Source organism: Acidimicrobiales bacterium (genome assembly GCA_040219085.1).
GTDB lineage: Bacteria > Actinomycetota > Acidimicrobiia > Acidimicrobiales > JAVJTC01 > JAVJTC01.
The window spans coordinates 74915-88233 of the sequence record JAVJTC010000040.1 but is presented as its reverse complement, the minus strand read 5'-3'; the positions used below and the strand labels follow the sequence as shown (position 1 = coordinate 88233).

The 13319-nt window shown below is 68.7% G+C and carries 13 protein-coding genes; 2 read left to right on the top strand and 11 right to left on the bottom strand.

The annotated features are described in order from the left end of the window. Positions 1–7: 7 nt before the first annotated feature. From RIE08_16735 to ruvC, 11 genes are all read right to left on the bottom strand, one after another. On the bottom strand, positions 8–592 hold the full coding sequence (locus RIE08_16735; protein MEQ8719258.1) for a hypothetical protein: 585 nt from the start codon (positions 590–592) through the stop codon (positions 8–10). A 28-nt stretch (positions 593–620) separates the two neighbouring features. Further along, positions 621–2846, bottom strand: coding sequence for a bifunctional (p)ppGpp synthetase/guanosine-3',5'-bis(diphosphate) 3'-pyrophosphohydrolase (locus tag RIE08_16730; protein MEQ8719257.1), 2226 nt, complete (start codon positions 2844–2846; stop codon positions 621–623). Then, the gene (locus RIE08_16725) at positions 2846–3373 is read right to left on the bottom strand and encodes an adenine phosphoribosyltransferase (protein ID MEQ8719256.1); all 528 of its coding nucleotides are present in this window, start codon (positions 3371–3373) and stop codon (positions 2846–2848) included. The genes RIE08_16730 and RIE08_16725 overlap by 1 nt, the downstream gene beginning before the upstream one ends. Before the next feature lie 40 nt (positions 3374–3413). Next, positions 3414–4583, bottom strand: a complete 1170-nt coding sequence (gene secF / locus RIE08_16720) for a protein translocase subunit SecF (GenBank protein MEQ8719255.1) — start codon at positions 4581–4583, stop codon at positions 3414–3416. After that, entirely contained in the window at positions 4580–6130 is a 1551-nt protein-coding gene (gene secD / locus RIE08_16715; protein MEQ8719254.1) for a protein translocase subunit SecD, read from the bottom strand. Before secD ends, secF begins: the two co-directional genes overlap by 4 nt. A 98-nt stretch (positions 6131–6228) precedes the next feature. Next, complete coding sequence (gene yajC / locus RIE08_16710) at positions 6229–6576, bottom strand: preprotein translocase subunit YajC (GenBank protein MEQ8719253.1); 348 nt, start codon at positions 6574–6576, stop codon at positions 6229–6231. 180 nt (positions 6577–6756) lie between these two features. Next, positions 6757–7893 carry a tRNA guanosine(34) transglycosylase Tgt gene (tgt, locus tag RIE08_16705; protein MEQ8719252.1) on the bottom strand — a complete coding sequence of 379 codons (1137 nt, stop codon included), beginning with the start codon at positions 7891–7893 and terminating at the stop codon, positions 6757–6759. After that, a complete protein-coding gene (gene queA, locus RIE08_16700) occupies positions 7880–8962 on the bottom strand; it encodes a tRNA preQ1(34) S-adenosylmethionine ribosyltransferase-isomerase QueA (protein MEQ8719251.1) in 1083 nt (360 codons plus the stop codon). Before queA ends, tgt begins: the two co-directional genes overlap by 14 nt. Before the next feature lie 64 nt (positions 8963–9026). Next, on the bottom strand, positions 9027–10070 hold the full coding sequence (gene ruvB, locus RIE08_16695) for a Holliday junction branch migration DNA helicase RuvB (GenBank protein MEQ8719250.1): 1044 nt from the start codon (positions 10068–10070) through the stop codon (positions 9027–9029). A gap of 11 nt (positions 10071–10081) precedes the next feature. Further along, positions 10082–10675, bottom strand: a complete 594-nt coding sequence (gene ruvA / locus RIE08_16690) for a Holliday junction branch migration protein RuvA (GenBank protein ID MEQ8719249.1) — start codon at positions 10673–10675, stop codon at positions 10082–10084. Next, positions 10672–11166, bottom strand: coding sequence for a crossover junction endodeoxyribonuclease RuvC (gene ruvC, locus RIE08_16685; protein ID MEQ8719248.1), 495 nt, complete (start codon positions 11164–11166; stop codon positions 10672–10674). Before ruvC ends, ruvA begins: the two co-directional genes overlap by 4 nt. 80 nt (positions 11167–11246) lie before the next feature. Between ruvC and RIE08_16680 the strand changes: the two genes are divergently transcribed. Next, a complete protein-coding gene (locus RIE08_16680) occupies positions 11247–12230 on the top strand; it encodes an ABC transporter ATP-binding protein (protein ID MEQ8719247.1) in 984 nt (327 codons plus the stop codon). Continuing rightward, complete coding sequence (locus tag RIE08_16675; protein ID MEQ8719246.1) at positions 12227–13048, top strand: ABC transporter permease subunit; 822 nt, start codon at positions 12227–12229, stop codon at positions 13046–13048. The genes RIE08_16680 and RIE08_16675 overlap by 4 nt, the downstream gene beginning before the upstream one ends. Positions 13049–13319 lie beyond the last annotated feature (271 nt).

Here is a 13319-nt window from a genome sequence, read left to right as displayed (position 1 = left end):
GGTCAGCCTAGGCGGCCGGCCGGCCGGTCAACCCGAAGATGGCGGGATCCACGCCCTGTTGCTCCAGCAGACGCCGCAACTGCTCGTCACCGAGCACCGGCCGGAGCCGCTCGACCTGTACGGCATCGAGGGCCGTGATCTCACCGATTGAGCGGTCGTAGAGCCGCGCCGATGCCTCGATCGCGGCGAGATCGCTGAACTCGACACCGGTACGCATCCCGACGAGTGCCTCGATCACACGACCCCAGACCGGTTCGTAGGGCGCATAGGTGGCGACGACGGCAGGGTCGCTCTGGGCTTCGAGGTCGGTGACGAAATCGTCGACGGCGACGGTGACCGACACCGTGGCGCGGCTCATCGATGGGACGTCGCCCGCTTCGAAGGCGTCGAAGAAGTCGACGAGAGCCGCGCGGATATCGGCATTGCGGCCGTCGGTGCGGGCGACGAAGCGACTCTCGGCCTCGCTCAGGACGTCATCGGACCCGACGCGCACCGCGTCCACCTGCACGTCGTCGAGGCGACGGGCGTCGCGGCACCCGGCCACCGACAGCGCCACGACGGCGACGAGAAGCGCCAGGACGGGGGTGGACACCCGCATCGGCTCCGGCACCCCTCCGGGCTCAGGCGCTGCCGGGCAACACCCGGTGGGCCGAGTACACGGAATCGATCGAGCGCAGATGGCTCAGGATGGCGGCGACCTGTGCGGCATCGCCCACCTCGAAGTCGAAGCGCATGACCGACACCCTGTCGGACCCGGTGCGGGTGTCCGCGGCCAAGATGTTGACCTCCTGGTCCGACATGGCCGTCGCCACGTCCCGCAGGAGCCGTGCACGGTCGAGCGCCTTCACCTCGATCGTCGTGACGAAGGACCCGGGGCCGATGTCGTCCCACTCGACGTCGATGAGGCGGTCGGCCTGACCGGCGGCCAGAGACACGGCATTTGCGCAGTCCGCCCGGTGCACGGACACGCCGCGCCCGCGGGTGACGAAGCCCATGATCGAATCGGGTGGCACGGGCGTGCAGCACTTGGAGAGGCGGACCCACATGTCGTCGAGTCCCTCGACGTGGACGCCGACCCCGGAACGGTCTCCCTTCGACACGTCGCCGGTGGACGCCCGGGGACGTTGGACCGTCGACGGGAGATGCTCGGGCTCGGGCTCATCGGGCAGGAAGGCCTTCGCCACCCGTGTCGCGACGACCCGGGCCGAGACGTGTCCCTCGCCGACCGCCGTGTACAGCGATGCGACGTCGGTGTAGTTCATCGACTCGGCGACGTCCTCGAGGATCGTCGAGCGGCGCAGATCTGCGAGAGCGACGCCTTCGCGACGCAACTCGGCGACGACCTCGTCGCGTCCCGCGGAGCGTGCGTCCTCGCGCAGCTCGCGCGTGAACCAGCGACGGATGCTGTTGCGGGCCTTGGGCGTCACCGCGAACCGCAGCCAGTCCCGGGAGGGTCCGGCGGACTCGGAGCGCGACGTGAAGATCTCCACGGAGTCGCCTGAGCTCAACGCCGTCGACAACGGCACCAGCTTTCCGCCCACGCGCGCGCCGACGCAGGCATGACCGACCTCGGTGTGCACGGCATAGGCGAAGTCGACGGGGGTCGAACCCGCCGGCAGCGTGATGACCTCACCCTTGGGCGTGAACACGAAGACCTCGTCCTGTTCGAGGTCCACCTTGAGGGTGGCCATGAACTCGGCCGGATCGCTCGTCTCGGCGGTCCAGTCCACCATCCGGCCGAGCCAGGCGAGATCGCCGCTCGCGTCGCGGTCCTTGTACTCCCAGTGGGCGGCCACACCGTGCTCGGCGCGGGCGTGCATCTCCCGGGTTCGGATCTGCACCTCGAGCGACTTGCCGCCGGGACCGACGACCGTCGTGTGCAGCGACTGGTAGAGGTTGAACTTGGGCATTGCGATGTAGTCCTTGAACCGGCCCTGCACCGGCTTCCACGACGCGTGCAGCGAGCCGAGCGCGGCGTAGCAGTCCCGGACGTTCTCGACGATGACCCGGATGCCCACCAGGTCGTAGATGTCGTCGAACTCGCGCCCGCGCACGACCATCTTCTCGTAGATGCTCCAGAGGTGCTTCGGGCGTCCCGTCACCTCGGCGTCGATACCGACCTCGACGAGGCGTCCCAGGACGGTGTCCACCACCTGGTGCAGGTACAGCTCCCGTTCAGGTGAGCGGCGCCCGACCATGTGCTCGATCTGTGCATACCACTTGGGATGGAGGGCCGCGAACGCCAGATCCTCGAGTTGGCCCTTCATGTCCTGCATGCCGAGGCGGTGCGCGAGCGGGGCGTAGACCTCGATGGTCTCGCGGGCGATCCGCTCCTGTTTCTCGGGGGGGAGCGCACCAATCGTGCGCATGTTGTGGAGACGGTCGGCGAGCTTGATGATGATGACGCGCAGGTCCTTCGCGATGGCGACCAGCATCTTGCGCATCGAAGCGGCCTGCTGGGCCTCCTTCGAGTCGAACTGGACGCGGTCGAGCTTGGTGACCCCGTCCACGATCATGGCGACCTCGGACCCGAAGTTCTCGACGAGCTCCTCCATCGTGCACGAGCAGTCCTCGACGACGTCGTGGAGAAGCGCGGACGCGACCGTGATGTCGTCGAGACCCAGTGACGCGACGATGCGTGCGACCGCCAGCGGATGCTCGATGTAGGGCTCGCCGGACTTGCGGATCTGGCCGACATGGGAGTCGCGGGCCCACTGGTACGCGAGCTCGACGAGGGTCGTGTCACGCCCACCGTGGCTGCGGTACGTCTCGAGGAGCGGCGCGAGCTCCTGGTCGGCGGGCGCCTCGTGACGGCGCCACGGGAGTACGCGTGCGCCCAGGCCCACTACGGGAACCTGACCAGCGACATCAGCTCACGGCCCGGGAGTCGTGACCGCCCGCCCAAAAAATCCAGTTCCGCGAGGAACGCGCACCCGACCACGTTCGCCCCGACACGGTCGACCAGCTCACAGGTGGCCGCCGCGGTGCCCCCGGTGGCCAGCACGTCGTCGACGATGAGCACGTTGGAGCCCGCCTCGACCGCATCGACGTGCATGGCGAGACCATCGGTGCCGTATTCGAGCTCGTAGGTGGTGTCGACCACGTCGTGGGGCAACTTGCCCGGCTTGCGTACCGGGACGAACCCGGTGCCGAGCCGGTAGGCGATCGGCGCGGCGAGAATGAAGCCCCGGGCCTCGATGCCGAGCACCTTGGCGACATCGGTCCCCGAGAAGCGGTCGACGATCGCATCGACCACGAAGCGCAGGGCGTCGACGTCACCCAGCAGCGGGGTGATGTCCTTGTAGATGACCCCGGGCTCGGGGAAATCCGGGATGTCCCGGATCAGATCCTTCAGCCACTCGCCGCTCGTCATGGTCCCACGCTACCCATGCCGCGCACCGGTGATGACGACCTCAGCGGCGCTTCTTCTTGCGGGGCCGTGGCGGGTGGGTGCGCTGGGTGGACACGTTCGTCTCTCCGACGGGCCGGTGCCGCTTCTCGTCCTCCGACCGGATCTTCGAACGCGCCGCACGTTCTTTGGCCCGGCGCGAGACGAGGCCGGTGTTGGCGGGCCGCTCCCCCGCACGTTCGCTGCGCACGAGCGCCGCCCGGGCCTCTTCGAGGTCCTCGGTTTCCTGACCACCGAGGCGCTCGCGCAACTCGCGGTACTCGGGCTGGCGTTCCTTGAGGACCGCCACCATCGGGGTCGCGACGAACACCGACGAATAGGTACCCGCCAGGATCCCGATGAGCAGGGCCAGGGCGAACTCCTGAAGGGTGACCGCTCCCAGGAGCAGTCGTCCGACGATCAACAGCGTCAGCACGGGCAGGACCGAGGTGAACGTCGTGTTGATCGACCGCATCAGGACCTGGTTGGCCGATAGGGACACCAGTTCGGTGTAGCTGAGCTTCTGGTTGGCCGCCGCCTTCGCCTCGTTCTCCTTGATCTTGTCGAAGACGATGAGGGTGTCGTAGAGCGAGTAGCCGAGGATCGTCAGGAAGGCGATCACCGTCGCCGGGGTGACGTCGAACTGGAAGAGGGCGTACACGCCCACCGTGATCAAGATGTCGTGACCCACCGCCACGAGCGCGGCAGCCATCATCTGCCACTGGAGTCGGATCCAGATGTAGACGGCGATCACGATGAAGAACACGACGAGCGCCCGTTCGGCACTCGAGGTGATCTCGTCACCCCACGACGGTCCCACCGCGGAGAACGAGACGTCACTCACTTCCACGCCGGCCACCGCGGCGAGGGCCTCGGAAACCGCGGTGGTCTCCTCGGTGTTGGTCGCCTCGGCTTCGGCCCGGATCCGCAGGAGGTTCCCGCCGAGTTCCTGGATACGCGCGTCGCCGAAGCCGAGCGGCTCCAGCGCGTCGCGCACCTCGCCCGTCGAGACGTCGCCGCCGTCGACCTCCCACGACACGCCGCCTTCGAACTCGATGCCGAGGTTGAGGCCACGGGTGAAGAGGGCAACAGCCGCCACCACCAGGAACAGAGCCGAGATCGCGCCCATGCGCTTCCACACCTTCGGGAAGTCCACGGCCGGACGTCCCCGGTACAGATCACCCATCAGACTCATGCCGTCACGGCCTCCACCTCGGTGTCGGGTGGCATCCCGAATGCCCTGTTGGAACCTGAGAACCGCTTCGACAGTACGAGTATCCGTACGAACGGACGGAGGAAGAAGTAGGTCGCCACGAGGTCGAGGATGGACGCGATGCCGAGCATCAGGGCGAAGCCGCGCACCGAGCCGATCGTCAGGAAGTACAAGATGACCGCGCCGATGAGCGTGGCCAGGTTGGCCCAGAAGATCGTCCGGAACGCCGCCGGGAACGACCGGTCGATCGAAGAAGTGAGAGACCTCCCCCGCAATATGTCCTCTTTGAGGTGCTCGAAGTACACGATGTTGGAGTCGAGTGACACGCCGATCGAAACGATGAGACCGGTGATCCCGGCCAGCGTGAGGGCGAGCCCGCGTGTGTCGGAGAGGAACGACACGATCACCCACAGCATCGCACTCGAGACGATGAGGCTGAGGATCGCTCCGACTCCGAGCAGGCGGTAGTAGGCGATCATGTAGGCGGCCACGATGGCCACGCCGATCGCGCCGGCGAGAAGGCCGGCGTCGAGGGCGTCACGACCGAGCGTCGCCGAGACGGTGCGCACGAGCCCCGTGGTGGCCGGGTCGGTGAATTCGACGGGCAACGCACCGAAGTCGAGGACGAGCGCGATGTCACGGGCCTCCGCCTGGCTGAAGCTCCCCGTGATGTTGATGTTGTCGCGATCGAACGAAGCCGCCTGGATCCTCGGCGCGGACTGCACCTGACCGTCCAGCACGATTGCCAGCGCACCGACCTGATCACCGGGAACCGCGGGGCAGATTCCCCCGATGGCGGCGAAGCACGTGGATGCCGCGTCGTTGAAGCGGTCGATGCCGTCGGGCCCCGAACGGGCGGTCACCCGCACCGCCCACTGGACACCCTGCAGCTCCGCGCTCGCACCTTCGAGCGCCGCACCGGTCACACAGGCCGGACCCAGCAGGTAGCGGCCCGCTTCGCCATCGAGGATCACCGTGCGGCCGGCGAGGTCGTTGGCCGGACTCGTGACGAAACCCGTCTCGAGCTGGGCGAGTGACGGCCCACCGTTGTAGCCGTCGCTGACCATGTCCACACCCTCGAGGATGAGGTCGCTGCACACCACAGGCTCGGTGTGTGAGGGCTCGGGGTCCAGCGTCTCGTCGGGGACGGCGGGGACTCCCGAGAGAGGAAGTGGTCCCACCAGCACCGGGCGGAACCGCAGCTCCGCGGTCTGGCCGACGAGCTCGATGGCGCGTTCCTGGTCGTCGACCCCGGGGAGCTGGATCACGATCCTGTCGCCCTGGCGGGTGATGTCCGGTTCGGCCACCCCGAGTGCGTCCACCCGGTCACGGATGATCTCGAGCGCCTGGTCCAACTCCTCGCCGGTGACCTCGTCACCGGGATTGTCCACCGGCTCGAGGACGACCTCGACGCCACCCTGGAGATCGAGTCCCAGCAGCGGTTCCTGGCCCGCAATCAGCGACCCGGCGAGGAGCGCACCGACGATCACGACGATCGCGATGAGCGGCGTCGCCGCACGGCCCTTCATCGGGCACCCACCTCTGCGTCGTGACGTGTGTCGGAGTCGGGGCGCGTCACTGGTCTGTGCGCATCATGAGAAGTCACCACGGTCGTGGTCGGAGGTGATCAGGCGTCGCGGTCGGAGGTCTCGCCGTCGGCGACCTCGTCTGCGGCGTCGGCGACATCGTCGTCATCGGTGTCGTCGGCAGCGTCGTCCCAGTCGGCGTAGACGATCTTGTGGGCGATCGACTCGCGGGTGATCTTCATCTCCACGCCGTCGGCCACCTCGAGGAAGACCGTTCCCTCGTCGAAGTCGGTGATGCGGCCGTAGATACCGCCGGAGGTGAGTACCTCGTCGGCGACCTCGAGGTTGGCGAGCAGTTCCTGTTGAGCCCGGACCTTCCGCTGCTGTGGCCGCAGGAAGAAGAACCAGATGGCCAGGAACATCGGAACGAGGATGATGATTGAGCCCATTACTGCTGCCTTCGCGTGTGCATCGGGACTGGTGTGTTCGGCGCTCGGTCCTCGGAGGCGTGCCCGTCGCGTCCATCGACCCGTCGGGATGGCCCGTAGGGTTGCGCGGCGTGCGCCGTCTTCGAATGCGGCTTTCTGATCGTACCGGGGTGAGGCGCGATGGTAGGTATCGCGACGCGATCACCCCCACACCTCGCGAACCTCTTCCACGAGATCCGCGGTCGTACCGGCCACGATCGCGTCCCGCGCCCTGTCCACGATGCGCAACAGGAACGCGAGGTTGTGAAGGGTCAGTATCCGCTTGACCAGCGGTTCTCCCACCTGCTCGAGGTGTCGGAGATACGAGCGGGAGAACCGGTTTGCCGGGCTCTCCGGAAAGCCGGGGTCCAGGGGTCCGTCGTCGCGTGCGAAGCGGCTGGCCTTGATGTTGAACCTGCCCTCGGTCGTCAGCGCGGTGCCGTGGCGCGCGAGACGCGTGGGCAGGACACAGTCGAACATGTCCACCCCGACCGATATCCCCTCGACGAGGCTCGCCGGGTCGCCGACGCCCATCAGGTAGCGCGGGGCTCCCACCGGCAGTGCCGCACATGTCGCCGTCAGGGGAACGAGCATCTCGGTGCGCTTCTCCCCCACGGAGAGTCCACCCACCGCGTAGCCCTCGAAGCCGATACCCACGGTGTGCGCGGCGGACTCGAGCCGCAGATCCACGTCGAGGCCCCCCTGCACGATGCCGAACTGCGCGCGCATCCCATCGCCACGTTCGGGCCTGTCGAGGAACGCGGTCCGGGCCCGCTCCGCCCAACGCCCGGTCAGCGCGACCGCGTCGCGCACGACCCGGTCGGGTGAGGGAAGCGGCGGACACACGTCGAGAACCATCTGGATGTCCGCACCCAGGTCCGTCTGGATGGCGACCGCGCCCTCGGGAGTCAACACATGGGTCGAACCGTCGTACGTCGAGCGGAAGGTCGCCCCGTTCTCGTCGAGCTCCGGCTCCAGGCTGAACACCTGATAGCCACCCGAGTCCGTCAGGACGTGGCCGTCCCAGCCCATGAACCGGTGGATCCCGCCCCGTTCGCGGATGAGGTCGGAGCCGGGCCGCAACATCAGGTGGTACGTGTTGCCGAGAACGACCTCGGCACCGAGGTCGGCCACCTCGTACGCGGCGAGTGTCTGCACGACCGCCCGGGTTCCGACGGGCATGAAGCACGGGGTGCGCACGGTCCCCCTCGGCGTCGTGATCCTCCCCGTACGGGCGGCGCCGTCGGTTGCGGTGACCTCGAAGGAGAAGCTCATGATCGCGCCGTCACGGTGCGTCACGGACCTGCAGGCGCGGTCGGGCCGACTCCACCAACATCGCATCACCGAAGGACAGGAACCGGTAGCCCTCCTCCAGCGCGATGGTGTAGAGGTCCCGCCACCGCTCGCCGACGAAGGCTGCGAGCAGAACCAGCAGGGACGACCGTGGCATGTGGAAGTTCGTCATCAGGGCGTCCACGACGCGGAAACGGTGTCCGGGGCGGATGTAGAGGTCTGTCGCGCCCGCCAGATCGCCGGTGGCGGCCACGGACTCGAGCGTCCGCACCGTCGTCGTCCCGACTGCGACCACCCGGCGGGCGCGCTGACACGACTCCCAGGTCCCGGGCGTAACCGAGTAGCGCTCGGTGTGCATGACGTGGGCCTCGACGTCGTCGGTCTCGATCGGCCGGAACGTGGCGACCCCGACCGAGAGGGAGACGTGCGCGACCTCGATCCCGCGCTCGGCGAGCCGTTCGAAGATGCTCGGCGTCAGGTGCAGACCCGCCGTCGGTGCCGCCACGGAGGTGGCCTCGTGGGCGAAGACGGTCTGATAGCGCTCCGGGTCACCAACCGGTTCGGTGATGTAGGGCGGCAGGGGGACCGATCCGTGGCGATCCAGCAGGTCGGTCATCGCCACCGGCGACGCCGGGTGAACCAACCGCTGACCCTGTGGTCCCGGGCCGGCGACGACGAGGGCCGGTCGCCCGACCGCGCCATCCGGTCCCTGCGCGTGCAGCACGCTTCCGTCGGCGACGCGCCGACTCGGCTTCACGAGCGCGGTCCACACGTCGGCGCCGGCGTGGGACGCCCGCAGCTCCGGTCGGGGCTCAAGGACCAGCACCTCGACCGATCCGCCCGAAGCCTTGTACAGGTTGAGTCGCGCCGGCAGAACCCTCGTGTCGTTGACGACCACCAGGTCACCGGGCTCGAGGAGGTCCGGGAGATCGGCGGTTCGGCGGTGCTCCACTGTCCTGGAACCCCCGCCGCCGAAAGCGCGATCGACCAGCAGGCGCGACGCGTCTCGCTGTCCCAGTGGCCTCTGGGCGATCGACCCCGGCGGGAGCACGTAGTCGAACTCGTCGGTTCGCACCGGCCGGAGGGTACCCACGGGCCGCGGTTCAGTCGTCCACGGCCCGCTCGACGCAGACGCAGCGTCAGTCGAACAGCCCCGGGTTGTCCGCGGCGAGATCGGCCGGAACGGGCAGTCCCATGTGATCGAACGCCTGCGGTGTCGCCATCCGCCCCCGGGGCGTGCGCACGAGAAGACCCTGGGTGATGAGGAACGGCTCGTACACGTCCTCCACCGTCTCGGTGGGTTCGCTCACCGAGATCGCGAGAGTCGACAGGCCCACGGGCCGACCGGCGTGGCGGCGACACAGGGCGTCGAGGATCGCCCGGTCCACCTTGTCCAGACCGAGTTCGTCGACGCCGAACGTGGCGAGAGCGTCACACGCGACCGCCTCGTCGACAGCGCCGTCGGCCTCCATCTCGGCGAAGTCCCGCACCAGGCGCAGCAGCCGGTTGGCGATGCGGGGTGTCCCCCGCGCCCGCCGTGCGATCTCGTAGGCACCACCGTCGTCGATGGTGACCTCGAGGATCCCGGCGGCCCGGGTCACGACGTGACGCAGGTCCCGGGCGTCGTAGTAGTCCAGACGGGCGACGAGGCCGAAACGGTCCCGCAACGGTCCCGTCAACAGGCCCGTACGCGTCGTCGCCCCGACGAGCGTGAAGGCGGGCAGCTCCAGCGGAATGGAGCGGGCGGCCGGGCCCTTGCCGAGCACGATGTCGACGCGGAAGTCCTCCATCGCGGGATAGAGCACCTCCTCGACGGCTCGGGAGAGCCGGTGGATCTCGTCGATGAAGAGGACGTCGCCGTCATCGAGCTTGGTGAGGATCGCGGCCAGGTCCCCGGCCCGCTCGAGGGCAGGGCCCGACGTGGTCTGGATGGCCGCACCCATCTCGTGCGCGACGATCCTCGCGAGGGTGGTCTTGCCGAGACCCGGTGGTCCGGCGAAGAGCAGGTGATCGGCGGCCTGGCCACGCTGGCGCGCGGCGCCGAGGATGATCTGGAGGTGACGGCGCAGCTCGGGCTGCCCGATGAACTCGTCCAGCGATGACGGACGCAGGCCGTGGCGGTCCGAGATCTCGTCGCCGAACTCGTCGTCGGTCGCCTGGGGAGCCAGGACCTCCTCACGCATCGGAGCCGACCCTAGGCCGTCGCCAGCCGCTTGAGCGCGACCTTCAACAGCTCCGAGGTGTCGCCCTCGTCGGGCAGGTCGCCGAGTACCGCGGCGATCTCCTCGTCGCCGTAGCCCAGACCGACGAGCGCCTCCCGGACGTCACCGCGCACCGAGTCGGCACCCGATCGACCCCCGGTCGGCACCGCCCCCGAGCCGACCGGAACGTCGAGGCGGGATGCCAACTCCACGAGCAACCGCTGCGCCGTCTTCTTGCCGACCCCCGGTACCAGACACAACGACGCCACGTCCTCGTCAGCCACGAGGCGGGCGAGCGCCACCGGGTCGTGGACCGACAAGATGGCCAGGGCGAGCGCCGGGCCGATGCCATGGGTGCCGATCAGGATCTCGAAGCACCGCCGCTCGTCCGCGGTGGTGAAACCGTAGAGCACCTGGGCGTCCTCGCGGATGTGGTGGTGGACGTGGACGAACACGCCGTCGCCGATCTCGCCGACCGCGATGGTGGTGGCCGGTGCCACCGTCACCCTGTATCCGACCCCGGCGACCTCGACGAGGATCTCGCCGTCACCACGCTCCAGCAGCGTTCCCCTCAGCGAGCCGATCATCGCCGCGCCGCCTCCGCGGCGAGGCCGCCGTGCGCGATGTGGCACAGGGCGATGGCGATCGCGTCGGCCGCGTCCACCGGTCGCAGGGGTGTCTCGATACCGAGCAGGATCTGCACCACTCTCTCCATCTGTTTCTTGTCGGCGGCGCCGTCCCCGGCGATGGCGTGTTTGACCTGGTTGGGCGAGTACTCCGCTACGTCACAGCCAGCCGAAGCCGCCTCCGCCATCACGATGCCACTCGCCTGGCCGACGCCCATCGCGGTCTGCACGTTCACCTGGAAGAGCACCCGCTCGAGGGCGACGCACGCCGGTGACATCTCCGCGATCAGCTCACGGATCTCGCGCTGGAGCTCGGCGAGGCGCTGGGGGACCGGGTCGGTGGGCGCGGTGCGGATCACACCGGCCGAGACCGCCCGTGACCGGCCCCGGCGGTGCTCGACGAGCCCGTAGCCACACCGCGACAGCCCGGGGTCGATTCCCAGGACGAACATACGTACGAGACTATCGAGCCTGCGCCGCGCCGGGGCGGATACTCCTTCACCGGAGTCGGTCGCCGGCCGATAAGTAGGCCGTGACGCCCCTCCACGACGATGTCGTCGCACTCGACGGCGTCCGCAAGGTATTCGCGAAGACCATCGCCGTCGACGACCTCGATCTGCACGCCCCCGCAGGAGCGATCACGATTCTGCTCGGACCCAACGGTGCCGGGAAATCGACGATCCTGCGACTCGTCACCGGAGCGCTGCCAGCCGACAGCGGTCGTGTCGAGACGCTCGGGCGCGACCCGGTCGCCGACGGCTCCGAGGTACGCCGACGCTGCGGCGTCGTGTCGGCGCACCCCGCCCTCTACGAGCGCCTCGACGGCTGGGAGAACCTCCGCTACGCGGCCCGTCTCTTCGGCGCGTCCGACGCGCTCACCCACCTCGCAGCGGCCGCCGAACGATTCGACATCGCCCATGCGCTCGACAAGAAGGTCGCCGGCTACTCGACGGGCATGAAGACACGCCTCGCCCTCGCCCGGGCGATCCTGCACGATCCCGAACTGCTCCTTCTCGACGAACCGACGTCGGGGCTCGACCCCGAGTCCGCCCAGGCGGTCCTCAAGCTGATCCGCGAACTCACGGGATCCGGCCGTTCGGTGGTCATGGCCACCCATCACCTGGTGGAGGCGGAGGGACTCGCGGACCGCGTCGTGGTCCTCGACCGCGGTCATGCCCTCGCCGCCGGGACGCCGGACGAACTCAGCCGGAACCTGTGGCCGGCACCCCGGGTCGTCTTCGACGCGGACCGGGCGGACCTGCTCGACACGGTGGCCGGGAGACCCGGCGTGCTCGCCTACAGCCGCAACGGGACGGCGAACGTCACGGTCGACGACCTGGGCAGGGTCCCCGACCTGGTGGATCATCTCGTCGGCCTCGGTGCACGACTCACCCGGGTGGAGCCGGTGCGGTCGAGTCTCGAGGACCTCTACTTCGAGCTACGCCGTCGGGAGCGAAGCGGTTCGACGGCACCGGCCGGCGACTCGCATCCGACACCTGTTGGGGCACCGTCGTGAACATCCACCACGTCAAGACGATCGCCCGGACCGACCTGCTCCAACTGGCGAAGGCGAAGGACTTCATCATCCCGATGGCGATCCTCGGGACGCTGTTCTTCGTCGCGATCCCCGCCACGCTGCTCTTCACCATCACGAGCATCGGCGAGGTGGGTCCGATCCAGCAGGTGTCGGAGGCACTCGACGCGCTCCCCGACCGCGCCGTCGAGAACCTGCGCGGCGACACGCCTTCGGGACGGACGGCCTACGCGCTATCCGTCTACCTGTTCGCGCCCCTGGCGATCATCGTGCCGCTCATGATCTCCTCGTCGGTCGGCGCCGCGTCCATCGTCGGCGAGCGGGAGAAGGGGACCGGCGAGTTCCTGGCCCACTCCCCCGCCGGCACGACCGACATCTACCTCGGCAAGCTGATCGCCAGCTTCATCCCTGGTTACGTCACGACCCTGGTCGGTTTCGGCATCTACTCGTTGATCGTCAACCTGATCGTCGGCCCGGAGGTGGGCGGCTGGTTCTTCCCGACGCTCGACTGGCTCGTGCTCATGTTGTGGGTCGTGCCGCCGTTCCTCGTGATCGCGCTCTCGGTAGTCGTGAGGATCTCCGCACGGCTGCGTTCGACCGCGGCCGCCCACCAGGCAGCGGGGCTCGTCAGCCTGCCGACCATCCTCGTGGCCTATTCGCAGTCGACGGGCGCCATGTTCGGAGAGACCGGCGCGACCGTGCTCATCGGCGCTCTCGCCTGGCTCGTCGGTGGCGTGTCGATCTGGCGGGCGGTGCGCAGCGTGCGCAGGTCCCGACTTCTGAGCGTCGCCGAGTCCTGATCCTGCGGACTGAACCGTGTGGCGGGTTCCTCCGCCGACACGATGCGGCTGGAGTCGCGTCGGAGCGGTGTAATAGCGAATCTGCCAGGCCCGCCCGGCAGACCACGCCCCGCCCGGCAGACCACGCCCCTCCCGAGAAGCCGAACCCCCGGCCATGGCGGGTGGGCGCTCACCCTGCCAACAGCGCTTTCGCTATGACGTTGCCCTTTGCGGCGCTGCGCACCGCGTTCGATCCACATCGTGGACATGCGACCCACCCATGCCCGCCCGG